Consider the following 23,418-nt stretch of genomic DNA (forward strand, 5'->3'; position numbering starts at 1 on the left):
ATGACCGGGAATATGCCGGCCGTGCGACCCGCACGGCCTTTTTTTTCGTCCGGACCCTGCGCCAAGCGGCCAGGTTGGACGCCTGAAGCGCTGAACGGCGCGTTGCTGGGGCGATCGCATCGCTCCAAGCCGGGCAAAGCCAAGCTCAAAGACGCCATCGACCGCACCAAGGTGCTGCTGGGCATTCCGGCGGACTATCGCGTCGGCATCGTGCCGGCATCGGACACCGGCGCGGTGGAGATGGCGCTGTGGTCGCTGCTGGGGCCGCGGCCCGTGGACTGCTTCGCCTGGGAAAGCTTCGGCGAGGACTGGGTCACCGACACCGTCAAGCAGCTCAAGCTGAAAGACGCGCGCATCCTCAAGGCGGGCTATGGCGAACTGCCCGATCTCACCCAAGCCGACCCTACGCATGACGTCGTCTTCCTGTGGAACGGCACGACCAGCGGCGTGCGCGTGCCGGACGCCGATTGGATCTCCAAGGACCGCGAGGGCCTGACGATCTGCGACGCGACCAGCGCCGCCTTCGCGATGGACCTGCCCTGGGACAAGCTCGATGTCGCGACCTTCTCCTGGCAGAAGGTGCTGGGCGGCGAGGCGGCGCACGGCATGCTGGTGCTCAGCCCGCGCGCGGTGGCGCGGCTGGAAAGCTACACGCCGCCCTGGCCGATGCCGAAGATCTTCCGCATGACCAAGGGCGGCAAGATCGTCGACGGCATCTTCGAGGGCGAGACGATCAACACGCCGTCCATGCTGGCGCTGGAGGATTATCTCGACGCGCTGAGTTGGGCGGAAGGCATCGGCGGATTGAAGGCGCTGATCGGCCGCTCGCAGGCCAATCTCGGCGTACTGGACCGCTGGATCCGCGAGGCCGGCTGGGCGGACTTCCTTGCCCGCGAACAAGGCGCGCGCTCCAACACCAGCGTGTGCCTGAAGATCGTCGATCCCTGGTTCAAGGGGCTCGGCGACGACGCCCAGGCCGAGGTCGCCAAGAAGATCGCGTCGCTGCTGGAAAAAGAAGGCGTCGCCTATGACATCGGCGGCTACCGCTCCGCGCCGCCGGGCCTGCGCATCTGGTGCGGCGCGACCGTCGACAAATCCGATCTCGAAGCCTTGACGCCCTGGCTCGACTGGGCCTGGGGCCAAGTGAAGAAAGTCTAGTCCGATGCCCAAAGTCCTTATCGCCGACAAGCTGTCGCCGGCCGCCGTCGCCATCTTCAAGGAGCGCGGCGTCGAAGCCGACGTGAAGACCGGCCTTTCGAAAGACGAGTTGCTCAAGATCGTCGACCAATATGACGGCATCGCCATCCGCTCGGCGACGAAGATCACCGCCGAGATCATCAAGGCGGCCAGGAACCTGAAGGTCGTGGGCCGCGCCGGCATCGGCGTCGACAATGTCGACATTCCCGCCGCGACCGCCGCCGGCGTCATCGTGATGAACACGCCGTTCGGCAACTCCATCACCACCGCCGAGCACGCGATTTCTTTGATGCTCGCGCTTGCGCGGGAGCTCCCGGCTGCGAATGCCTCCACCCAGGCGGGCAAGTGGGAGAAGAACCGGTTCATGGGCGTGGAGATCACCGGCAAGGTGCTCGGCCTGATCGGCGCCGGCAATATTGGCTCGATCGTCGCCGACCGGGCGCGCGGCCTCAAGATGCGCGTCATCGCCTATGACCCCTATCTCTCGCCGGAGCGGGCGCAGGATCTGAACGTCGAAAAGGTCGAACTCGCGGACCTTCTGGCGCGGGCGGATTTCATCACGCTGCATGTGCCGCTGACCGCGGAGACCAGGAACATCCTGTCGGCGGACGCGATCAACAAGACGAAGAAGGGCGTGCGGATCATCAATTGCGCGCGCGGCGGCCTGATCGACGAGGCGGCGCTGAAGGCGGCGCTCGATTCCGGCCACGTCGCCGGCGCGGCGCTCGACGTGTTCGACGAGGAACCGGCCAAGAGCAACATCCTGTTCGGCAACGAGAAGGTGATCGCGACGCCGCATCTGGGCGCCTCGACCAGCGAGGCGCAGGAAAATGTCGCGCTGCAGGTCGCCGAACAGATCTCGGACTATCTTCTGGCCGGCGCGATCACCAACGCGCTCAACATGCCGGCGATCACCGCGGCGGAGGCGCAGAAGGTACGCCCGTGGATTTCGCTCGCCGAAAAGCTCGGCTCGTTCTGCGGCCAGGTGACGGAGACCAGCATCCTGGGCGTGGAGATCCTCTACGAAGGCGTCGCGGCAGAATTGAACCAGCGCGCGCTGACCCAGGCCGTGCTCGCGGGGCTGCTCAAGCCGACGCTGTCGGGCGTGAACATGGTCAATGCGCCCATCGTCGCGAAGGAACGCGGCATCGTCATCACCGAATCACGCCGGCCGCGCCAGGGCATTTACGAAGGCTATATCCGCGTGGCGGTGGATCTGGGCGGCACGAAGCGCCGCGTCGCCGGGACGGTATTCTCCGACGGGCGGCCGCGCTTCATCCAGATCAAGGACATCAATCTCGACGGCGAGTTCGCGCCGAACATGCTCTACGTCGTGAACGAGGACAAACCGGGCTTCATCGGCAGGCTCGGCACGCTTCTGGGCGATGCCAAGGTGAATATCGCGAACTTCAACCTGGGGCGCGGCGAGCCGGGCGGCGAGTCGATCTGCCTGGTCGAAGTCGATGGTGCGGTGGACGAGAAGGTGCTTGCCGCGATCCGCAAGATTCCGCACGTCCGCCATGCCAAGGCCATTGCGTTCTGAAGGCCCCCCTCAGCCCGCGCCGTTTGCGAGGTGCTAGACGGTCTCCAGAACCTGAATGTCGGGCCGGCCGGCCATGCACGGCCCCAACGTCGCGCCGATCGACTTGAAGTGATCGGAGTTGCGGTGCGCGTCGAGCGCGGCCTGGTCGGCATAGATCTCCATCACGACATAAGTCGTCGCATCGGCCTTGCAGAACCGGTAGATCTCGTTGCCCGGTTCGTTGGCGCGCACCGCCGCCATCAATCCCTTCGCCGCGGTCTCGAACGCCTCGTTGGTGCCTTCCTTGATCTTGATCGTCGCGATCACGCCGATAGCCATGCAGTCCTCCAATGGTCGAGCCGGACGGACGGTAAACCGACCATTAGCGAAGCGCAAAGCGCCTTTAGTCCAATTTAACCCGCCCTGCCCCATCGTCGCGGCGTCACACCTTCCGGGGAAGGGGATGTCCGCCAATCCGCCGAGCACAAGTACCGGCGCGCGCGAGCAAAAGCTCGTGCTGGATCAGCTCGGCATGGCGCTACGTAACCTTCAGCCCAATGCGTGGATGATGCCGGCGCTCGCCGCCGTGATCTGCATCCTGTTCCACCAATGGCTGCCGGCCGGACGCCTCGCCCTGTGGTTCGCCATTGTCGTGGTCGGCGGCATTCCGCTCGCGCTGGTGTCGCGTAGCTATGGCGCGCGCATGCCGGAAGGCGGCCGGCCCCTGCCGATCGCCGTGGCCGCCTATTTCCTGTTCGCCGCCGGATGGGCGTCGCTCGGCTTCTTCCTTTGGGTACCGCATAACGATCTCGCCTGCCTGATCGTCGTCATGCTGCTGGCCTGCACCGTCGCGGGAAACGGCGCGCTGGTCGGCGCGAGCCGGGCCCTGACGATCGTATCCTATGGCTGCTACGGCCTTTCGCTGGTGCTGGCGCCGCTGCAGAACGGCGGCGCGATCTATGACGGGCTCGCGCTGCTGGCAGTGCTCTACATCGCCTATATGGTCTACATGTCGCGGCAGATATTCCTGACGGCGCGCGACATGCTGCTGCTGCGCTACGAGACGAACGACCTGATCGACGCGCTGGCGCGCTCCAAGGCGGAATCGGATCGCGCCCGGGAGACCGCGGAGGCGGCGAGCCGCGCCAAGTCACAATTCCTCGCCAATATGAGCCATGAGCTGCGCACGCCGCTGAACGCCATCCTGGGCTTCTCCGAGATGATCACGTCGCGGATTTTCGCGGACAAGGCGGAGAAGCACTACGAATATGCCGGGCTGATCCACGATTCCGGCTTCCATCTGCTGACGCTGATCAACGACATCCTGGACCTCGCCAAGATCGAGGCGGGAAGCTGGACGCTGCGCGAGGGCCGAATTCGATCTGGAGGCGCTGGTGATCGAGGCGACCGCAATGGTGCGGCCCCGCGCCGACGCCAACGGCAACAGCCTTGAGACGAGGATCGAGCGCGGCCTTCCCCGCGCGCGCTGCGACGAGCGCGCGGTCAAGCAGATATTGCTCAATCTTCTCTCCAACGCGATCAAGTTCACTCCGCAAGGCGGGCGCGTCACCGTGTTCGCGCGGACCGGCGAGGACGGCGGCATCGTGCTGGGCATCAGCGACACCGGCATCGGCATCGCGCCCGAGGACCAGGAGCGCGTGTTCCAGAATTTCGGCCAGGGCCGCCACGACGTGGTCACCGCCGACAAGGGCACGGGCCTCGGCCTGCCCATCGTCAAGGGCCTGGTCGAGGCGCATGACGGCCGCATCGAGCTCTTAAGCACGGTCGGCGAAGGCACAACGGTGATGGTGTACCTGCCCGCCGGCCGCGTCGTCGCTGCGATGGCCGTCGCGGTCTAGAACTTCACCTTCCCTTATAGACGCCCGGGCGCTTCTCAAAGAAGGCCGCGACGGCTTCCTGGTGATCCTCGGTCAGGTGCGCCAGGGATTGATAGGCGGCGGACATCTCCATGATGATGTCGAAGCTGACATTCTGGCCCTCGCGCATCATGCGCTTGGTCATGCGCAGCACGTCCGGCGGCTGGCGCACGATCTTGGCCGCCAGGGCGCGCGCCTCGTCCATCAGCGTGGCGGCCGGCACGACGCGGCTGACGAGGCCCCAGGCGAGCGCGGTCGGCGCGTCGATCGTGTCGCCGGTGAAGAACAGCTCGGCGGCACGGGCATGGCCGATGGTGCGCGGCAGGATCCAGGAGCCGCCGTCGCCCGGCACCAGACCGATGCGCAGGAAGGTCGCGCCGAAGACCGCGGTGTCGGCGGCAAGCCGCATGTCGGCGAGACAGGCGACGTCGTTGCCCAGCCCGATGGCGGGGCCGTTCACGGCGGCGATCAGGGGCACTTCGAGATTCCACAGGCTCTTGACGATGCGATGGATGCCGGTGCGGTAGCGCTCGCGGATGTGGACGCCGGCGCCGGCGAAGCTGCCGGAGCGTTCGCGCATCGCCTTGACGTTGCCGCCGGCGGAGAAGGCGGAACCGGCGCCCGTCAGGATCGCGCAGCGCACCTCGCGGTCGGCATTGATCGCGTCGCAAGCCGCGGCAAAGAGCGGGCCGTCGCCCTCCTCGCCCAGCGGATTGCGGCTCTCCGGGCGGTTGATCGTGAGCGTGACGACGAAGCCGTTCTTCTCGACCAGCAAGGCGGACATGGCGTTGTTCTCCCAATAGCGTAAACGCGGATTTACCACTCTTCGGGCCGCGAGGCGAAAAGCTCCATTAACGGGTGGCGGCGCATCCTGGCGGGGGGTACGCATCGCGGAGTGGACGTTGGCATCGATCGCCGCCTTGGCCGGACAGATCGTCAGGACCGTCGCGGACTTCCGTGCCGACCTGCGGCGTTCGCTGTTTCCCGCGACGCCGTTGGAGTTCCGGCTGGTCGACGAGCAGCTCGCCATGGCGCACAAGGGCACCTGGGCCAACATGCTGGTGGCCCCGCTCGCGGCGACGCTGCTTTCGCTCGCGGAATATCATCTGCTTCCGCTCTGGCATCTGCTGCTGTGGCCCTGCGCGCTGACCATCTGCTATGCGGCCGGCACGGCATATTACCAAAGGCTGCTCGCGATATCCGACCATTCGCCCGAGGACATCCGGCGCCGGGCCCGTGCCTTCGCCCGCCTCACCGTGGTGCTGAGCGCCGTCTGGTGCGCGATGTGCTTCGATCTTCTGGTGCCGGACAATATCGTGAGCGAAGCGGTGATGTTCACCGCGCTGGCCTGCTCGCTGTCGGCCTGGACCTCGATCGGCGCCTATCATCTGGCCTCGGCGGTGGCGGCGATGCCGAGCTATCTGATCAGCCTCATCGCCATACCGCTGGTCGCGAGCCATTCGGGCGGCCTCCTCATCGCGGGGATGGCGATCGGCTATTGGATATTGATGCGCACGCATCTGATGCTGAACTACACCACGCGCGAGCGCATGCTGCTCCTGGAGCACGAGCGCTCCGGCCTGATCGGCAACCTGAAGGCGGCCAAGGACGAATCCGACGCGGCGCGCAACCGGGCCGAGCAGGCCAGCCAGGCCAAGTCCGCCTTCCTGGCCAATATGAGCCACGAGCTGCGCACGCCGCTGAACGCCATACTCGGCTTCTCGGAGATCATCGCCACCAAGGCGATGGGCCCCGCCGCGATGGAGCAATATTCCGAGTATGGCGGCTACATTCACAGCTCAGGCGAGCACCTGCTGTCGCTGATCAACGACATCCTCGATCTGGCGAAGATCGAGTCCGGGCGGCTCAGCCTGCGCGAAGCCGAACTGGACCTGCGCGTGTCGATGGACGACGTCGCGCACATGATGGGACCGCGCGCGGTGGCCGGCGGCCTGACCCTGGCGGTGCATGTCGAGCGCGCCTTTCCCAATGTCCTGGCCGACGAGCGGGCGGTTCGGCAGATCCTCGTCAATCTCGCGTCCAATGCGATCAAGTTCACCCAGCCCGGCGGCCGCGTGACGGCATTCGCGAACGTGCTCCTGGACGGCTCGCTGGCCTTCGGCATCGACGACAGCGGCATCGGCATCCCGCCGGACGAGCACGCCAAGGTGTTCGAGAGCTTCGGACAAGGCCGTCACGATGCGATCCTGGCCGACAAGGGCACGGGGCTCGGCCTTCCCATCGTCAAGGGGCTGGCCGAGGCGCATGGCGGCCGCGTCACGCTGCAGAGCGCGCCGAACGAAGGCACGCGCATCACCGTCGTCCTGCCGCGCGAGCGGGCACGGGCACGGGCCCGGCTGAAGGCCGCGGGCTAACCCAGCGCGGCGAAGCGCTTGAGGTGGTGGTCCGTGTTGCCGAACAGCGTGTCGATCAGGGTCAGCCGCTTGAAATAGTGGCCGACATTGAGCTCGTCGGTCATGCCGATGCCGCCATGGACCTGCACCGCCTGCTGGCCGACATAGCGGCCGGCCTTGCCGATCGTCACCTTCGCGGCCGATGCCGCCTTGGCGCGCTCCGCATCGCTCTCGCCGAGCTTGAGCGTCACCATCAGCGTGATCGAGACCGACTGCTCGTACTGCACGAACATGTCGACCATGCGGTGCTGCAGCACCTGGAACTTGCCGATCGGCACACCGAACTGCTTGCGGGTCTTTGAATATTCGACCGTGGTATCGACCAGGACCTTCATGGCGCCGGTCGCCTCGGCGCAGATCGCCGCGATCGCCTCGTCGACCACCTTCTCGACCAGCGGCAGCGCGCCGTCCGCCGGGCCGATCAAGGCGGAGGCCGGCACCTCGACATTCTCGAAGGTGACTTCGGAGGCGCGGTAAGAATCGACCGTCGGATAGTCCCGCGTGGTGATGCCCTTGGCCTTCTTGTCGACGAGAAACACGCTGACGCCGCTGCGTTCGCGCTGGCCGCCGGCGGTGCGCGCGGTGACGATCAGCGTATCGGCCCAGAGCGCGCCGAGGACCACGGCCTTCTGGCCGTTCAGCACATAGCCCGAGCCCTGCTTCTTCGCCGTGGTCGTGAGATCGGCGAGATTGTAGCGGCCCTTGGGTTCGGCGAAGGCGAAGGCGAGGATGGATTCGCCGGCCGCGATCTTGTTCAGCCATTCGGATTTCTGCGCCTCGCTGCCGCCGTCGCGCACGAGGCCGCCGCCGATCACGACGGTCGGCACATAGGGCTCGACCACCAGCGCCTTGCCGAATTCCTCCAGGATCACGAGGTTCTCGACCGCGCCGCCGCCCAGCCCGCCATATTCCTCCGGCAGCGCCGCGGCGAACAGGCCGAGCTCGGCGAACTGCTTCCAGTGGCCCGGATCGCGCCCGGCCTCGCCGCGCGTGAATTTGCGCCACTGCTCGAACTTGTAATTGTCGGCCAGGTATTTCGAGACCGAATTGCGCAGGAGCGTCTGCTCCTCCGTGAAGGCAAAATCCATGGTCGTGTTCCTCAGAGGCCGAGAACGGCCTTGGCGATGATGTTGCGCTGGATCTCGTTCGAGCCGCCGTAGATCGAGGCCTTGCGCATGTTGAAATAATGGCCGGCCTCGCCCAGCGCGTAATCCGGGCCGATGAACTCGTTCGAGCCGAGACCGCGCTCGTTGGGATAGGCGTAGTAGCCGATCGCCTCCACCGTCAGTTCGGTGATGCGCTGCTGGATCTCGGTGCCGCGGATCTTGAGGATCGAGCTTTCGGGACCCGCCGAGTGGCCCTTCGATTCCTGCGCCAGGGTGCGCAGCTCGGTATATTCCAGGGCCGCGAGGTCGATCTCCAGATCGGCGATCTTGCGTGCGAAATCCTCGTCCTCGATCAGCGGCACGCCGTCCAGCGTCTCGGCGCGGGCGATCTCCTTCAGCCGCTGCGTCGCCTTCTTGGACCGCGCGGTGCCGGCGATGCCGGTGCGCTCGTTGACGAGCAGGAACTTGGCGTAGGTCCAGCCCTTGTTCTCTTCGCCGACGCGGTTGGCGACGGGCACCTTGACGTTGTCGAAGAAGACTTCGTTCACCTCATGGGCGCCGTCCAGCACGATGATCGGCTTGACGGTGATGCCGGGCGATTTCATGTCGATGAGGAGGAAGGTGATGCCTTCCTGCTGCTTCACGTTCGGATCGGTGCGCACCAGGCAGAAGATCATATCGGCGTATTGCGCCAGCGTGGTCCAGGTCTTCTGGCCGTTGACGATATAGAAATCGCCCTCACGCACCGCCTTGGTGCGCAGGCTGGCGAGGTCGGAGCCCGAGCCCGGCTCGGAATAGCCCTGGCACCACCAATCCTCGCCGGAGAGTATGCGCGGCAGGTATTTCTGCTTCTGCTCGTCATTGCCGAAGGTGAAAATCACCGGCGCCACCATGTTGAGGCCGAAAGGCAGCGTGGTCGGCATCTCTGCGTTGGCGACTTCCTCGTTGAAAATGTAACGCTGCGTCACGTTCCAGCCCGTTCCGCCGTACTGCTTGGGCCAGAGCGGCGCCACCCAGCCCTTCTTGTAGAGGAGCTTGTGCCAAGCGAGGTAATCCTCCTTGGAACGGGTCGCCGCTTCGGGCGCCCCGACCGTGTTCGGCAGCTTGGGCTTGGCCTCGGCGATGAAGGCGCGGACCTCCTGGCGGAAGGCTTCTTCTTCGGGCGAAAAGGAAAGGTCCATGGACGGCTCCCGGGGGTGGGCGATTTTTTGTCAGTGTATGATAGCGACCGCGCGCCGCCCTTCAAGGGCGGGTCAGGAACGCTGCTTCCGGATCGCTTCGTGGTGGCGGATCACTTCGGTGACGATGAAATTGAGGAACTTCTCGGCGAAATCGGGATCGAGCTTGGCGGTATCCGCAAGTTGACGCAGGCGGGCGATCTGCTGCGCCTCGCGCGCCGGATCGGCGGGCGGCAGGCCGTGCGCCGCCTTGTACTCGCCGACCGCCTGGGTGCAGCGGAAGCGCTCGGCCAGCATGTGGATCAGCGCGGCGTCGATATTGTCGATGCTGTCGCGCAGCCGCAGCAGCTCGGGATGGACCATGGCGAAAGCCCCTGTTTCCGGCCTTCCTCATAGCGACGGGGCGGTTTGACAGCAACAGCGCCAGCGTAAAACATCGCCGCCAACGCTATTTCGGAGACCCACGATGAAGGACCTATTCTCGCTCGCCGGCAAGACGGCGCTGATCACCGGCGGCTCCCGGGGCATCGGCAGGATGATCGCCGAGGGCTTCCTGCACCAGGGGGCCAAGGTCTACATCTCGGCCCGCAAGGGCGGGCAGCTCGAGGAGACGGCGAAGGAGCTGTCCAGCATTGGACCCTGCATCGCGATCACCTCCAACGCATCGGGCGCAGACGGCGCCAAAGCGATGGCGGACGCCTATCTCAAGCACGAGAGCAAGCTCGACATCCTGGTGAACAATGCCGGCGCGGCCTGGGGCGCGGAGTTCGACGAATTCCCCGAGAGCGGCTGGGACAAGGTCATGGACCTGAACGTCAAGACGCCGTTCTTCCTGGCCCAGGCGCTGCACCACGCGCTGCGCGCCGCCGGCGCCAAGGAGCGGCTGGCCAAGGTGATCAACATCGCCTCCGTCGACGGGATTTCGGTGAACATGCAGGAGACCTATTCCTACGCGGCGTCGAAGGCGGGCCTCATCCATCTGACCAAGCGGATGGCGATGCGGCTGATCCGCGACAATATCGCGGTGAGCGCGATCGCGCCGGGGGCCTTTGCCTCCGACATGAACCGCGAGGCGCGGGATCATGGCGACACCGTGTCTCAGGTGATCCCGGCCCGCCGCATCGGCACGACCGAGGACATGGCGGGGGCCGCGATCTTCCTCGCCAGCCGCGCCGGCGACTATGTCGTCGGCTCCACGATCATCGTCGACGGCGGCGTGACCTATATGCGGGGTTGAGGATGGCCGTCCGCGAGATCAAGCCGCATCCGCTCAACAGGGACTTCACCTGGTCGATGCCGGCGCCGGAGGATCTGCGGGCGCTGACGCCGGAGCAGTACGCGCAGTTTGACCAACAGGGTTTCGTCAAGCTCGAAGGCGTGTTCGCGCCGCAGGACATCGCGGCCGTCACCGCCGCGATCGATCCGTTGGAGGCGTTGGCGGAAGAGCATCTCCGCGGCATGGGCGGGCGTATTTCGATCTCCGAGGCCGACGTCATCACCTTCACGATCCACATGGTGACAAAATCCGAGGTGCTGAAGCGCTTCGCGGCGCATCCCAAGATCCAGGCCATCTGCCACGACCTGATCGGCGGCGCGGTGCGGCTCTATTGGGACCAGTCGGTCTACAAGAAGACCGGCAAGGCGCAGGAATTCCCCTGGCACCAGGACAACGGCTACACCTTCATCGAGCCGCAGCAATACCTGACGCTGTGGATTCCGCTGGTCGACGTGGATGCGGAAAACGGCTGCCCCTGGATCGCGCCGGGTTGGCACAAGAAGGGCACGCTGGAGCATTGGCTGACTCCGCTGGGATTCAAATGCCTGGAGACCGTGCCGGACGCGGTGTGCGTGCCGGGCAAGGTTGGCGATGTCATCGCGTTCTCCTCCCTGGCGCCGCATCGCACGGGGCCGAATTTGGTCAAGGGTTCGGTGCGCAAGGCGTATATCCTGCAATATGCGCCTGATGGCGCTTATACGACCCGCAACGGCGTGCGGGCGCGGCAGGACGACGAGACGCGGCAGTTCAGGATCATATAGGCGAGCCACCCGCGCTCACGGGGAGGGTCGATTCTCTTCGTCGAACTCGATCCACATCGCGTTCAGCACGGCGAAGGCGACCGCGAAGCCCAGGCCCAGGATCCAGGCGAAGTACCACATGACCGTCTCCTAATAGTAGCCGCCATGATCGCCGGCGATGTCCTTGGTGTGAACCGGACCGCGCATCACGCGGTAGACCCAGGCGGTGTAGGCCAGCACCAGCGGCAGGAAGAGCACGACGCAGCCGAGCATGATCTCGAGCGTCAGCTTGCTCGACGAGGCATCCCACACGGTGAGGCTGGCATTCGGCTCGCTCGACGACGGCAGCAGGAAGGGGAAAAGCGCGAAGCCGGCGGTGGCGATGGTCGCCGCGACGGCGAGGCCCGACGACAGGAAGGCGAGCAGCGGGCGGCGTCCGAGAAGCGCGGCCAGCCCCGCGCCGCCGACGGCGAGCACGGGTGCGAGCCAGAGCAGCGGATGGGCGAAGTAATTCGCGAACCAGCCGGCCGAGGTCTGCATCACATGCTTCAGGGTCGGGTTGGAGGCGCCGTCATGCGCCATGGGCGCGGTGATCACATAGCCGTCCAAGCTCAGGAGCCAGAAGCCGGAGATGACGAACAGCGCGACGAAGGTCGCGGCCAGCAGCGGCGCGAGCGACCGCGCCGCCGCGCCGACCGGCCCTTCCGCCTTCAGCGCGAGCCAGGTGGAACCGTGCAGGAGCAGCATCGAAAGGCTGACGAGGCCGACGAGCAGCGGGAAGGGCCTGAGCAGCGACAACAGTGTAATATCCGAATGGAAACGCAAATCCGCGTCGAAGCCGAAGGGCACGCCGAGGAACAGGTTGCCGAAGGCGACGCCGAAGATCAGCGCCGGCACCAGCCCCGTAACGAACAAAGTTCCGTCCCACCAGTTGCGCCAGAGCGGGTTGGTCAGCTTGCTGCGATAGACGATGGCGAGCGGGCGGAAGATCAGCGACGCCAGCACCGCGAACATCGCCAGATAGAAGCCCGAGAACGACGCGGCATAGAGCGCCGGCCAGGCCGCGAAGATCGCGCCGCCGCCGAGGATGAACCAGACCTGGCTGCCCTCCCAGAACGGGCCGATGGTGTTGATCACCTGGCGCCGCCGCAGATCGCTCGGGGCGACGAAAGGCAGCAGCGCCGCGCTGCCGAAATCGTAGCCGTCGGTCACCGCGAAGCCGATCAAGAGGATGCCGAGCAGCGCCCACCAGATGAGGCGGAGGAGTTCGTAGCTCATGCGATCACCTCGCTGTGGACGCCGGGCGCGGCGACGGGATGGCCGAGCGTCTCGTCGGGGCCGAGCCGGATGTACTTGACCATCAGATAGACGTCGGCGACGGCGAGGCCGGAATAGAAGACGACGAAGCCGATCAGGCTGAACAGCACATTGTGCGCATCGGTGCCGGAGACGCCGAGGAAGGTCGGCAACACGCCCTCGATCACCCAGGGCTGGCGGCCGTACTCCGCCACGATCCAGCCAAGCTCGGCGGCGAGCCAGGGCAGCGGCAGGCTGGCGAACGCGACGATGAGAAAGATCCGGTAGCGGTCGAGCCGGCGCGTCGCCGACAGGTAGAACGCCGCGGCGAACAGCGCGATGAACCAGAAGCCGCAGGCGACCATCAGGCGGAAGGCCCAGAACAGCACCGGCACGTTGGGGATCGTCGATTCCGCGGCGCGCGCGATGTCGGCGTCGGTGGCGTGTTCGATATCGGGACGGAAGTGCTTCAGCAGCAGCGCATAGCCGAGATCGGCGACATGGGCATCCAACAGCGCGCGCAATTGCGCGTTGCCGCGGTCGGCGCGCAGTTTGGCGAGTGCCTCGTAGGCGACCAGCCCGTTGCGGATGCGCTGGTCCGCGAGCTTCACGAGGTCGTTGATGCCGGGCACGACGGTATCGACCGAGCGGGTGGTGATCAGGCCCAGGACCCAGGGGATCGTCACGGCATAGTCGGTGCGCTTGCCGGCAAGGTTAGGGATGCCGACGAGGGTGAACGAGGCCGGCGCGGGCTCGGTCTCCCACATCGCCTCGATGGCGGCGATCTTCATCTTCTGGTTGGCCGACGCGGTGTAGCCGCTCTCGTCGCCCAGCACGACGACGCAGAGCGCGGCGGCGAGGCCGAAGCTGGCGGCGACCGTCATCGAGCGCAGCGCGAGCGGGCGGAAGCGATCCTGCAACAGATACAGCGCCGAGATCGCCAGCACGAAGACCGAACCGGTGACGTAGCCGGCGGCGACGGCGTGCACGAACTTGGCCTGCGCCACGGGGTTGAACAGCACCGCCGAGAAGTCGGCGACTTCCATGCGCATCGTGTCGGGATTGAACTTGGCGCCGACCGGGAACTGCATCCAGCCATTGGCGATCAGGATCCACAGCGCCGACAGATTGCTGCCGATCGCGACGCAGGCGGTCACCGCCAGATGGCCGACCTTCGACAACCGGTTCCAGCCGAAAAAGAACAGGCCGACCATGGTCGATTCCAGGAAGAAGGCCATCAGGCCCTCCAGCGCGAGCGGCGTGCCGAAGATGTCGCCGACATAATGCGCGTAATAAGCCCAGTTGGTGCCGAACTGGAATTCCATCGTGATGCCGGTGGCGACGCCCATGGCGAAATTGATGCCGAACAGCGTGCCCCAAAACTTCGTCATGTCGCGCCAGATGGTGCGGCCGGTCATGACGTAGACGCATTCCATGATGACCAGGATCACCGACAGGCCGAGCGTCAGCGGCACGAAGAGAAAGTGATAGAGCGCGGTGATCGCGAATTGCAGGCGGGAGAGCAGGACGATGTCCATGGCTTACCTCACCGTTCCCAGGACGCGCGCCGAAACCTGCGGCGCGTCGTTCGCGGTCGGATGGCTGAAGAACAACAGGAACAAGGCGGTCAGCAGAACGAGCTTGCCGAGCAGAACGGCAACGATCTCCCGTCTCAGCACGCGGCGCACCATGGGGTACCCCCCGAATCCGCGCGGCATTGTCTACCTTGCGGCGTCAGACACAATCCCTAAGTCGGGAGCCGGCTCGGCAATCTTGCCACGGCAGGCTGTTTTCAAACCGTCGGCATCGGTCCTAAGCTCGCGGAAAATACCGGGAGAACGCCATGTCGGACACCGCACCGATCACCGAAAGCGACGACGTCCTCAAGACCGCGCTCGAACAGGCGCATCTGCCCAGCCTGATCGCGGCCCTGGTGCACATCACCGGCGACGAGGGCCTGGTCACCGGCGCGATCAAGCCGGCCTACGATTTCTTCGGCGACGGCCAGGGCGGCCTGACGCCGGAGCAGCGCGCCGCCACCAAGGCGCGGGCGCTGGAGGCGCTGAAGGCCTTGCGCGACGGGGCGAAGCCGGCGCCGCAGCCTTCGTCCGACACGGTGCGCAAGCTGATGAATTTCGTCGCCGGCGCGGAGATTCCCGAACGCTATATCCCGTTCCTGCGCGAGGAGCTGGCGCTGGAAGGCGAGGACCTGAAAGCGGTCCATGGCCTGGAACAACTGCCGGCCAGCGCCAAGCGCGACTTCAAGGTGCTGATCATCGGCGCCGGGATGTCCGGGCTGCTCGCCGCCATCCGCCTGCAGCAGGCCGGTATCGCCTACACCGTGGTCGAGAAGAACGGCGATGTCGGCGGGACCTGGATGGTCAATTCCTATCCCGGCTGCCGCGTCGACAATCCCAACCATCTCTATTCCTATTCCTTCGAGCCGAACCATGACTGGCCGTATCATTTCTCGACCCAGCCGCTGCTGTGGAAGTATTTCCAGGGCGTCGCCGACAAATACGGGTTGCGGCCGCGGATCCGGTTCAACACCGAAGTGATCGGGTCGGCCTATGACGAAGCGCATGCCGTGTGGAACACGCGGGTGCGCGGCGCGGACGGCACGGAGGAGACACTGGTCTCCAACGCGGTGATCACGGCGGTGGGGCAGCTTTCGCGGCCGCACCTGCCGGCAATCGAAGGCATTGAGCGGTTCGAAGGCCAATCTTTCCATTCAGCGACCTGGAATCATTCGGTAAATCTCAAGGACAAGCGGGTCGCGGTGATCGGCACCGGCGCCTCGGCGTTCCAGTTCGTGCCGGAGATCGCGCCCAAGGTGGCGCGGCTCACCGTCTTTCAGCGCAACGCGCCCTGGCTCGGCCCGACGCCGAACTATCACGACAAGGTCGATGACGGGAAAAAGTGGCTGCTCAAGCACGTTCCCTTCTATGCCAAATGGTATCGCTTCTGGCTGTGGTGGATGCTGACCGACGGCATCTATGACTTCGTCAAGGCCGATCCGGCCTGGACCGCGCGGGCCGATTCCGTCGGCGCGATGAACGACATGCTGCGCGAGATGCTGACGCAATACACCAGGAGCCAGCTCGAAGGCCGGCCGGACCTGCAGGACGCGGCGACGCCGAACTATCCGCCGGGCGGCAAGCGCAGCGTGCGCGACAACGGCGTGTGGCTCGCGGCGCTGAAGCGGCCGAACGTCGAAACCGTCACCGACGGCATCGCGCGGATCACGCCGACCGGCATCGAGACCAAGGACGGGCGCGAATTTCCCGTCGACGTCATCATCTACGGCACCGGCTTCACCGCCAGCGAGTTCCTCGAACCGATGCGGTTCACCGGCAAGGGCGGCGTCGATCTGCACGCGCAATGGGCCGGCGACGCGCGGGCCTATCTCGGCGTGACGGTGCCGAACTTCCCGAACCTCTTCATCATGTACGGCCCCAACACCAATATCGTGGTCAACGGCTCGATCATCTTCTTCTCCGAATGCGAGATGCGCTACATCCAGGGCCTGCTCGAACTGCTCCTGCGCTCGAACGCCAGCGCCATCGAGGTGAAACAGGGCGTGCACGACGACTTCAATGAAAAGGTCGACGCGATGAACCGGCAGATGGCCTGGGGCGTGCCGCAGGTCACGAGCTGGTACAAGAACAAGAAGGGCCGCGTGTCGCAGAACTGGCCGTGGCCGCTGGTCGATTATTGGAGCGCAACGCGCGCCCCGAACCCCGACGACTACGATCTGTCCGGCGCGCCGGATGCGCGGGTCGCGGCGCAATAGGGGGCCGGCATGCACGCCGTCGTTCCGGACTATCTCTTCGCCGAGCGCCCCTTGTGGAGCGCGATCTACTGGGCGACCTTCGTCGCGTTTTTCGCCACGACCGGCTGGGTGCAGAGCCGCGAACGGAACGCGCCGCGCGGCGCCATGCGCGACCGCGGCAGCAAGGCCGTCGTCTATGCCGTCTCGCTGATCGGATATTCCGGCATCTTCGCGGCGCCCTCCCTGCTGCCGTCCGCGCGTATCGATCTGCCGCCGGAGCCGGTGTTCGCGACCGCGATCGCGCTGATCTGGATCGGGCTCCTGCTTTACATCTGGGCGGTGCTGACCCTGGGCGCGTTCTTCCGGACCTCGGTGCAGCTTCTGGACGGCCAGCGCCTGGTGCGGCGCGGGCCCTATCGCCTGCTGCGCCATCCCGCCTATAGCGGCGGCATCCTGCTCTTCACCGGCCTTGGCCTCGCGACGGGCAACTGGGTTTCGACCCTGATCGCGCCGCTCTCGGCGGTCATCGCCTATGCCTGGCGCATCCATGTCGAGGAAGCCGCGCTGCGCGAGCGCTTCGGCGCGGAATTCGAAGCCCATCGGCGGCGGACCTGGGCCGTCATCCCGCTGATCTGGTGAGGGTCTAGCGTCCCGAGTCAGAAGTTCGCTCAACTCGGTGTCATCCGCCGCGAATGCGGCGGACCCAGTTGAAATCTGCGGCGGCGGTGCAGATTTCAACTGGGTGGCCCGCATTCGCGGGCCATGACACCTGTATTTTGAATGCAGCGAACTTCCGGTTCAGGACACTGGGCCGCTCTTTATTGGGCGCAACCCGCCCGAAAAATCGCGTTGCGATTTTTCGACCTCCCACAAGGGGGAGGTGATACGTTACGTTATGCTCCAGACACTTCCCGTCATCGACGTTTCGCCGCTGTTCGGCGCCGACACCGCCGCGCGCGCCGCCGTCGCCGAGGCGATCGGACGGGCGTGCCGGGACAACGGCTTCTTCTACGCGACCGGGCACGGCGTCGATCCGGCGCGGCTCGACCGGCTGGCGCGCGAATTCTTCGCGCTGCCGGAAGAGGAGAAACACCGGATCGGCATGGCGCGCGGCGGCAAGGCCTGGCGCGGGTTCTTTCCGGTCGGCGGCGAACTGACCTCGGACAAGCCCGACCGCAAGGAAGGCCTCTATTTCGGCAGCGAGCTTCCGGAGCACGACAGCCGCGTGCGCGCCGGCACGCCGATGCACGGTGCCAACCAGTTTCCGGCGCGGCCGGCCGGATTGCGCGACGCGGTGCTCGATTATCTCGATGCCAATACGCGGGCGGCGCATGCGATCCTGGAAGGCATCGCGCTCAGCCTGGGCCTCGACGCGCAATATTTCCGCGACACCTACACCTCCGATCCGACGATCCTGTTCCGCATCTTCCACTATCCGCCGGACGATCCCGGCTCGCTGCAATGGGGCGTCGGCGAGCACACCGATTACGGCCTGCTCACGCTCCTGGCGCAGGACGATTGCGGCGGGCTTCAGGTGCGCGCGCCCGAGGGCTGGATCGAGGCGCCGCCGATCCCCGGCACGCTGGTGTGCAATATCGGCGACATGCTCGACCGGTTGACCGGCGGGCTTTACCGCTCGACGCCGCATCGCGCGAAGAATGCCAGCGCGCGCGGCAGGCTGTCCTTCCCGTTCTTCTTCGATCCGTCGTTCGACGCCGAGATCGTGAAGCTGCCGGCGCACGCGGTGGCGAACGACGACCGCGAGACGCGCTGGGACAAGGAAAGCGTGCACGCATTCACCGGGACCTATGGCGAATATCTTCTCGGCAAGGTCGGCAAGGTGTTTCCGGACTTGAAGAAGGACGTGATTGCGTCGTAGCGGCGCCCTCAGACCCTTCGATGTCATGGCCCGCGACTGCGGGCCATCCAGTTGAAGTCCGGCGCGACGGACGAAATCCCGCTCGAACATCAACGCGAAAGATCGAGTAGATGTCACCTGGGTGGCCCGCATTCGCGGGCCATGACAGTCTGAGCGGAATTGTCGGGATTTGAGAGATTTGGTGCGTGGACCGACTCGGTTCAAGGGGCGGGTACTGGCCGATTTCGGCCACTTGGATTTCAAATCCGGCCACTCCTTGCATCGGAGCGACCCCCACATGAATAGCGAGGTGAGATTGGAGTAAGCGCCGTGCGCGCGTGGGCGGCGGTCGCCGCGTTATTAAGGAGTCGAACTAAAGTCTATAATGACGCGATTGTTCTGTGGTTCACGAACATTTGGAGGTGTTGGCACCAGGGGCTCATGGAAGCTTCTTCCTTCGGCCCGAATGCGGCGCCTAATGACACCGTCTCGCACCATTTCATCTCTAACAATCTGTGCCCGACTCAGGGAAAGGCGCTGGTCGTCAATATCGGTTCCAACAGTGTCGGTGTGTCCAATCACCCTGACCCTTGTGAATCGATTTGCCTTTGCAGTTCGCACGGCCTCGGCAACGACGGACCGCGACGCATCAGTGAGATTCGACTTGTCGAAGTCGAAGAAGACGATGAACGTCTTCACTGGCGGTGGTGGAGGAAGTGGTGGTATCGGCTCTGGTCGTTCTTTTGGCTTGAGTGCACTCACTTCTATTTCATAAGCCTGTCTATCGGCGCTGCATTGCTCGTCAGCACAATTCCAGTGGGAGCATCGCTCGGGCTGAATATGAGTGCCCGTTCCACCGTTCACCATCATGTTGTTGGTTCGGAAGCAGTACATCTCCAAGTGGTTGTCGCTTGAAAATGTCTCGATACTCAATTGCACCGAAAAAGAATGGTCCAAAAGAGTTGGGCACCATGGTGAATGCGTCATTTACCGCGATGGTTTCGGAACCAAACCCTCTTGAGGCTGCACAATGCCTTTGGGACCGATAACTGCGTTGTAGATGTAGCTTGCGGTCGGATTTGTGGTGCTAAGAGCCGATCCGGAAAGAACTGAATCATTTTGAGGGATTTGCGGCAAGTCGCCTGAGCATGATGCGGATCATGGCGAGGCGGATGAAGGCCGCGACGGTTGTGGCGTAGCGCTCGAAGTCGCGCGCCAGGCGTCGGTTGCGGCTGATCCCAGGCCAGGGTGCGTTCGACGATCCAGCGTTTTGGCATGACCACGAAGCGGTGGGCATCGCTGCGCTTGACGATCTCGATGACCCAGGTTCCGGTGGCGGCGACGGCATCGGCGGTCTTTTTGGCGTTGTAACCGCCGTCGGCGAAGATACGTTCGATGAAGGGAAACGATCGCCGCGTCCGCTTGTCGAGGACCAGCGCTGCGCCGTCGCGATCCTGGATGTCGGCGCTGTGGACGGCGACGCTCAGCAACAGGCCGAGCGTATCGACGAGGATGTGCCTCTTGCGGCCCTTGACCTTCTTGCCCGCGTCGTAGCCTGAAGGATCGAGCAGAGCCCCCCCTTTGAGCGCTCCCTTGGCGCTCTGGCTGTCGATGATGGCGGCGGTGGGGGCTGGCCTCGCGGCGCTTGGCTCTCGCGCACTGCCACATAGAGCGCGTGATGGATGCGCTCCAACGTCCCGTCCCAGTTCCACAGTTCGAGATAGTCGTGAACCGTGCTCTTGGGCGGAAAATCCTTCGGCAGCGCCTGCCATTGGCAGCCCGTCCAAAGCACATAGAAAATGGCGTTCAAGACTTCACGCACATCCGTCGTGCGCTTGCGCCCGCCGCGCTTGGCCGGGGGTATCAACGGCGCCGCAAGTGACCATTCCTCATCCGTCATGTCGCTGGAATAGCGAAGACCATTGCGTCTCGCCGACAGCCGGTGCTCCGGCTTCCACATCGGGTGCTCCTGTTGCGAATCAGCACCCACAACGGAATCACAACCGATTCACCCGACTCAACTTCTTTCCGGATCGGCTCTAAGAGCCAATCCAGGAAGTTATTGAATCGAGGGAATCGGTTGTGATTCTGTGACGGTGCCTGATTCGGAAGGAGGCACCAGATGTGGAAGCCGGAGCATCGCCGGGCGGCGGCGCTGGTTGGATTGCGGTATCCCAACGATTTGACGGATGCGGAGTGGGCGTTGATCGCGCCGCTGATTCCGCCCGCCAAGCGCGGCGGCCGTCGGCGCGAGATCGATGTTCGTGAAGTTCTGAACGCGATCTTCTATGTGCTCTCGACCGGTTGCCAGTGGAAGGCGCTGCCCAAAGACCTGCCGCCGAAGAGCACGGCGCATTTCTATTTCATGCTGTGGGATTGGGGACGGCACGCTGGAGCGCATCCACCATGCGCTCTATGTGGCGGTGCGCGAGAAGGAAGGCCGCGAGGCCAGCCCGACCGCGGCCATCATCGACAGCCAGAGCGCCAAGGCGGCTCAAAAAGGGGCAAAAGCCTCGATCCGCAGGGCTTCGATGCGGGCAAGAAGGTTACGGGCCGCAAGCGCCACATCCTTGTCGACACGCTCGGTCTGTTGCTGAGCGTTGCCGTTCATTCCGCCGGCATCCAGGACCGCGACGGCGCGGCGCTGGTGCTCGACAAACGGACGCGGGCGCTGTTTCCCTTCATCGAGCGCATCTACGCCGATGGCGGTTATCGGGGGCCACGCGTTCGCGCCGCTGCCGCAAGAACCGGCACGTGGAAGATCGAGATCGTCAAACGATCCGACATCGCAAAGGGGCTTCGTTGTCTTGCCCAAACGATGGGTGGTCGAGAGAACCTTCGCCTGGATCAGCCGCAATCGACGCCTTTGCCGCGACTTCGAACGCTATGCAAACACCGTCGCGGCCTTCATCCGTCTCGCCATGGTCCGCATCATGCTCCGGCGCCTCACAAAGCCAAATCCCTCAACATGAATCCAAACTTCGTGGATCGGCTCTAAGAGCCAATCCAGGAAGTTATTGAATCGAGGGAATCGGTTGTGATTCTGTGACGGTGCCTGATTCGGAAGGAGGCACCAGATGTGGAAGCCGGAGCATCGGCCGGGCGGCGGCGCTGGTTGGATTGCGGTATCCCAACGATTTGACGGATGCGGAGTGGGCGTTGATCGCGCCGCTGATTCCGCCCGCCAAGCGCGGCGGGCCGTCGGCGCGAGATCGATGTTCGTGAAGTTCTGAACGCGATCTTCTATGTGCTCTCGACGGTTGCCAGTGGAAGGCGCTGCCCAAAGACCTGCCGCCGAAGAGCACGGCGCATTTCTATTTCATGCTGTGGGATTGGGACGGCACGCTGGAGCGCATCCACCATGCGCTCTATGTGGCGGTGCGCGAGAAGGAAGGCCGCGAGGCCAGCCCGACCGCGGCCATCATCGACAGCCAGAGCGCCAAGGCGGCTCAAAAAGGGGCAAAAGCCTCGATCCGCAGGGCTTCGATGCGGGCAAGAAGGTTACGGGCCGCAAGCGCCACATCCTTGTCGACACGCTCGGTCTGTTGCTGAGCGTTGCCGTTCATTCCGCCGGCATCCAGGACCGCGACGGCGCGGCGCTGGTGCTCGACCAAACGGACGCGGGCGCTGTTTCCCTTCATCGAGCGCATCTACGCCGATGGCGGTTATCGGGGGCCACGCGTTCGCGCCGCTGCCGCAAGAACCGGCACGTGGAAGATCGAGATCGTCAAACGATCCGACATCGCAAAGGGCTTCGTTGTCTTGCCCAAACGATGGGTGGTCGAGAGAACCTTCGCCTGGATCAGCCGCAATCGACGCCTTTGCCGCGACTTCGAACGCTATGCAAACACCGTCGCGGCCTTCATCCGTCTCGCCATGGTCCGCATCATGCTCCGGCGCCTCACAAAGCCAAATCCCTCAACATGAATCCAAACTTCGTGGATCGGCTCTTAGCATTTTAGATGGGTCAGGTGGCGCGCCAATAAATGCGGCCTGCTCTGCCGCTGCAACCCCGATCACCTCAGGGCGTGTCCTTGGGGTCAAAAGAACTGCCTTGATGATAAGCGCAGGCGTGTTGCCGCTATTTTGGATAATGGAAAGAAAAACTCTCCATAAAATGCCGGACCGGCGGGCGTTTTGTGGAATACATCAGATGTTCCCAAGGTGTCCACAACGACAAATGCACGCTGAACGGCGGTAAAAGCCTGCTTGTTATATCGTTGCTTATGGCAGTAAGGCGCTCTTGGACTCTTGCAGCCTCTCCACTGCCGGTGTTTGCATCATTGGCCGCTTGGAGGGCGGCAGTGTTGTCAGAGTGCGCGAGATTGGCAGCAGCCTGAGCCTGTCCGATGGCATTAGCAGTATTGTCCAACGCGGCCACATTGTCGTTGTGCGCGGTCTGAGCGGCGAGTCTAGCGTCACCCCAAGCTCTTTCGGTGTCACGGGCCAGCCTGTCAGCTTCAACAGCAGCAATCGATGCAGCCACGAAGGTTGCAATGAGCGCGATGACCGTGAGGTAGTCTATCCAATCGCGCTTTGGCTCTTGGCACAGTCATGGCTATCGCCAGCGCGATTGCTGGTTCCGTCGGAGCGGCCAGACTCCGACCACGCTATCTCTTGCTCAGCATACCGCCGCTCGTCATCGGGATACTCATTGCCGCGTTCTCCCCCGACATCGCCGCCTTCATCGCTCCTGACATTCGCCCCTTCGTCCCTAAACATCCTCCAAGCTTACGCCTGACAATTCCAAGGCCGCTAGAGAGGCCAAGTAAAACGAGGCCGAAAAGGCCGCCCGCTTGAGCTTCATGGTCAGGGAAGCCTCAGTCTCGCGGAATCCGTGCTTTTTCAGGCGTTTGACCATTCGGCATAGGTCACCTCCGCCTTCTTCATCTCTGCCTTGAGGTGGACAGCGGCCCGTTGGCCCCACTCTTCCTCAGTCTTTGCGTAAGCCATTGTGCCATCCTATCAAATTCGTGACCTATTATATTCGTTAGATCGCGCTTGACAACCCCTCTCAAACCTCCCATATTCGTTAGGTCACGAAAACGAGAGAACTCCCCGGTCGTCTAACGGTAGGACAGACGACTTACAGCCGGAAGACTTGGGATCGACACCCAGCCGGGGAGCCAGTTTTGAGGGATTTGTGTAATGAACATTTTGTCCGCGAGAAACAGGTGGCCGC

At 64.2% G+C, this 23,418-nt stretch carries 21 protein-coding genes, 1 tRNA gene and 3 pseudogenes; 14 read left to right on the forward strand and 11 right to left on the reverse strand.

Going from position 1 to position 23,418, the window contains the following annotated elements:
• The first annotated feature begins 12 nt into the window (after positions 1-12).
• On the forward strand, positions 13-1,158 hold the full coding sequence (locus WDM86_15310; GenBank protein MEI9991400.1) for a phosphoserine transaminase: 1,146 nt from the start codon (positions 13-15) through the stop codon (positions 1,156-1,158).
• Between the two features lie 4 nt (positions 1,159-1,162).
• Positions 1,163-2,740 (forward strand): phosphoglycerate dehydrogenase, encoded by a 1,578-nt coding sequence (gene serA / locus WDM86_15315; GenBank protein ID MEI9991401.1) that lies wholly within the window; start codon positions 1,163-1,165, stop codon positions 2,738-2,740.
• Between the two features lie 33 nt (positions 2,741-2,773).
• On the opposite strand, the gene WDM86_15320 is transcribed toward serA, so the two are convergent.
• The gene (locus WDM86_15320) at positions 2,774-3,058 is read right to left on the reverse strand and encodes a putative quinol monooxygenase (GenBank protein MEI9991402.1); all 285 of its coding nucleotides are present in this window, start codon (positions 3,056-3,058) and stop codon (positions 2,774-2,776) included.
• A 124-nt stretch (positions 3,059-3,182) separates the two neighbouring features.
• On the opposite strand from WDM86_15320, the gene WDM86_15325 reads away from it, so the two are divergent.
• Together WDM86_15325 and WDM86_15330 are read left to right on the forward strand one after the other, a co-directional pair.
• A complete protein-coding gene (locus tag WDM86_15325) occupies positions 3,183-4,172 on the forward strand; it encodes a histidine kinase dimerization/phospho-acceptor domain-containing protein (protein ID MEI9991403.1) in 990 nt (329 codons plus the stop codon).
• A complete protein-coding gene (locus WDM86_15330) occupies positions 4,132-4,578 on the forward strand; it encodes an ATP-binding protein (GenBank protein ID MEI9991404.1) in 447 nt (148 codons plus the stop codon). Before WDM86_15325 ends, WDM86_15330 begins: the two co-directional genes overlap by 41 nt.
• Before the next feature lie 4 nt (positions 4,579-4,582).
• Here WDM86_15330 and WDM86_15335 read toward each other — a convergent pair whose 3' ends face one another.
• Positions 4,583-5,380, reverse strand: a complete 798-nt coding sequence (locus WDM86_15335) for a crotonase/enoyl-CoA hydratase family protein (GenBank protein ID MEI9991405.1) — start codon at positions 5,378-5,380, stop codon at positions 4,583-4,585.
• A 118-nt stretch (positions 5,381-5,498) separates the two neighbouring features.
• Between WDM86_15335 and WDM86_15340 the strand changes: the two genes are divergently transcribed.
• Positions 5,499-6,971 carry an ATP-binding protein gene (locus WDM86_15340; GenBank protein ID MEI9991406.1) on the forward strand — a complete coding sequence of 491 codons (1,473 nt, stop codon included), beginning with the start codon at positions 5,499-5,501 and terminating at the stop codon, positions 6,969-6,971.
• Here WDM86_15340 and WDM86_15345 read toward each other — a convergent pair.
• The 3 genes from WDM86_15345 to WDM86_15355 all read right to left on the reverse strand — a co-directional run bounded on the left by WDM86_15345 (position 6,968) and on the right by WDM86_15355 (position 9,657).
• On the reverse strand, positions 6,968-8,098 hold the full coding sequence (locus tag WDM86_15345) for an acyl-CoA dehydrogenase family protein (protein ID MEI9991407.1): 1,131 nt from the start codon (positions 8,096-8,098) through the stop codon (positions 6,968-6,970). The genes WDM86_15340 and WDM86_15345 overlap by 4 nt on opposite strands.
• Positions 8,099-8,109: 11 nt before the next feature.
• Positions 8,110-9,297: an acyl-CoA dehydrogenase family protein gene (locus WDM86_15350; protein MEI9991408.1), complete on the reverse strand. Its 1,188-nt coding sequence runs from the start codon at positions 9,295-9,297 to the stop codon at positions 8,110-8,112.
• Positions 9,298-9,369: 72 nt separating this feature from the next.
• Entirely contained in the window at positions 9,370-9,657 is a 288-nt protein-coding gene (locus WDM86_15355; GenBank protein ID MEI9991409.1) for a chorismate mutase, read from the reverse strand.
• Between the two features lie 103 nt (positions 9,658-9,760).
• On the opposite strand from WDM86_15355, the gene WDM86_15360 reads away from it, so the two are divergent.
• Both WDM86_15360 and WDM86_15365 read left to right on the forward strand, forming a co-directional pair.
• Positions 9,761-10,531, forward strand: coding sequence for an SDR family oxidoreductase (locus tag WDM86_15360; GenBank protein MEI9991410.1), 771 nt, complete (start codon positions 9,761-9,763; stop codon positions 10,529-10,531).
• A gap of 2 nt (positions 10,532-10,533) precedes the next feature.
• Positions 10,534-11,331: a phytanoyl-CoA dioxygenase family protein gene (locus WDM86_15365; protein ID MEI9991411.1), complete on the forward strand. Its 798-nt coding sequence runs from the start codon at positions 10,534-10,536 to the stop codon at positions 11,329-11,331.
• 15 nt (positions 11,332-11,346) lie between these two features.
• On the opposite strand, the gene cydX is transcribed toward WDM86_15365, so the two are convergent.
• The 4 genes from cydX to cydP are packed head-to-tail and all read right to left on the reverse strand — an operon-like array spanning position 11,347 to position 14,297.
• Positions 11,347-11,451 carry a cytochrome bd-I oxidase subunit CydX gene (gene cydX / locus WDM86_15370; GenBank protein MEI9991412.1) on the reverse strand — a complete coding sequence of 35 codons (105 nt, stop codon included), beginning with the start codon at positions 11,449-11,451 and terminating at the stop codon, positions 11,347-11,349.
• A gap of 9 nt (positions 11,452-11,460) precedes the next feature.
• Positions 11,461-12,588: a cytochrome d ubiquinol oxidase subunit II gene (gene cydB, locus WDM86_15375; protein ID MEI9991413.1), complete on the reverse strand. Its 1,128-nt coding sequence runs from the start codon at positions 12,586-12,588 to the stop codon at positions 11,461-11,463.
• Positions 12,585-14,144 carry a cytochrome ubiquinol oxidase subunit I gene (locus WDM86_15380; GenBank protein ID MEI9991414.1) on the reverse strand — a complete coding sequence of 520 codons (1,560 nt, stop codon included), beginning with the start codon at positions 14,142-14,144 and terminating at the stop codon, positions 12,585-12,587. Before WDM86_15380 ends, cydB begins: the two co-directional genes overlap by 4 nt.
• A 3-nt stretch (positions 14,145-14,147) precedes the next feature.
• Entirely contained in the window at positions 14,148-14,297 is a 150-nt protein-coding gene (gene cydP / locus WDM86_15385) for a cytochrome oxidase putative small subunit CydP (GenBank protein ID MEI9991415.1), read from the reverse strand.
• 152 nt (positions 14,298-14,449) lie between these two features.
• Here cydP and WDM86_15390 point away from each other — a divergent pair, with 152 nt between their 5' ends.
• The 4 genes from WDM86_15390 to WDM86_15405 all read left to right on the forward strand — a co-directional run bounded on the left by WDM86_15390 (position 14,450) and on the right by WDM86_15405 (position 19,151).
• Positions 14,450-16,399, forward strand: a complete 1,950-nt coding sequence (locus WDM86_15390; protein MEI9991416.1) for an NAD(P)/FAD-dependent oxidoreductase — start codon at positions 14,450-14,452, stop codon at positions 16,397-16,399.
• 9 nt (positions 16,400-16,408) lie between these two features.
• Entirely contained in the window at positions 16,409-17,017 is a 609-nt protein-coding gene (locus WDM86_15395; protein ID MEI9991417.1) for an isoprenylcysteine carboxylmethyltransferase family protein, read from the forward strand.
• 241 nt (positions 17,018-17,258) lie between these two features.
• Entirely contained in the window at positions 17,259-18,257 is a 999-nt protein-coding gene (locus WDM86_15400) for a 2-oxoglutarate and iron-dependent oxygenase domain-containing protein (GenBank protein ID MEI9991418.1), read from the forward strand.
• Positions 18,258-18,677: 420 nt separating this feature from the next.
• The gene (locus WDM86_15405) at positions 18,678-19,151 is read left to right on the forward strand and encodes a hypothetical protein (GenBank protein MEI9991419.1); all 474 of its coding nucleotides are present in this window, start codon (positions 18,678-18,680) and stop codon (positions 19,149-19,151) included.
• A 199-nt stretch (positions 19,152-19,350) separates the two neighbouring features.
• Here the strand turns inward: WDM86_15405 and WDM86_15410 are convergent.
• Positions 19,351-20,196, reverse strand: a pseudogene (locus WDM86_15410) (IS5 family transposase).
• Between the two features lie 162 nt (positions 20,197-20,358).
• Here WDM86_15410 and WDM86_15415 point away from each other — a divergent pair.
• Together WDM86_15415 and WDM86_15420 are read left to right on the forward strand one after the other, a co-directional pair.
• Positions 20,359-21,208, forward strand: a pseudogene (locus tag WDM86_15415) (IS5 family transposase).
• Positions 21,209-21,329: 121 nt separating this feature from the next.
• Positions 21,330-22,163: pseudogene (locus WDM86_15420) on the forward strand (IS5 family transposase).
• A 154-nt stretch (positions 22,164-22,317) separates the two neighbouring features.
• Here the strand turns inward: WDM86_15420 and WDM86_15425 are convergent.
• Positions 22,318-22,722 carry a hypothetical protein gene (locus WDM86_15425; protein MEI9991420.1) on the reverse strand — a complete coding sequence of 135 codons (405 nt, stop codon included), beginning with the start codon at positions 22,720-22,722 and terminating at the stop codon, positions 22,318-22,320.
• Positions 22,723-23,291: 569 nt separating this feature from the next.
• On the opposite strand from WDM86_15425, the gene WDM86_15430 reads away from it, so the two are divergent.
• Positions 23,292-23,365 (forward strand) — tRNA-Val (locus WDM86_15430).
• The last annotated feature ends 53 nt before the right edge of the window (positions 23,366-23,418 follow it).

Origin of the sequence: Rhizomicrobium sp. (genome assembly GCA_037200045.1) — a bacterium.
Classification (GTDB): domain Bacteria; phylum Pseudomonadota; class Alphaproteobacteria; order Micropepsales; family Micropepsaceae; genus Rhizomicrobium.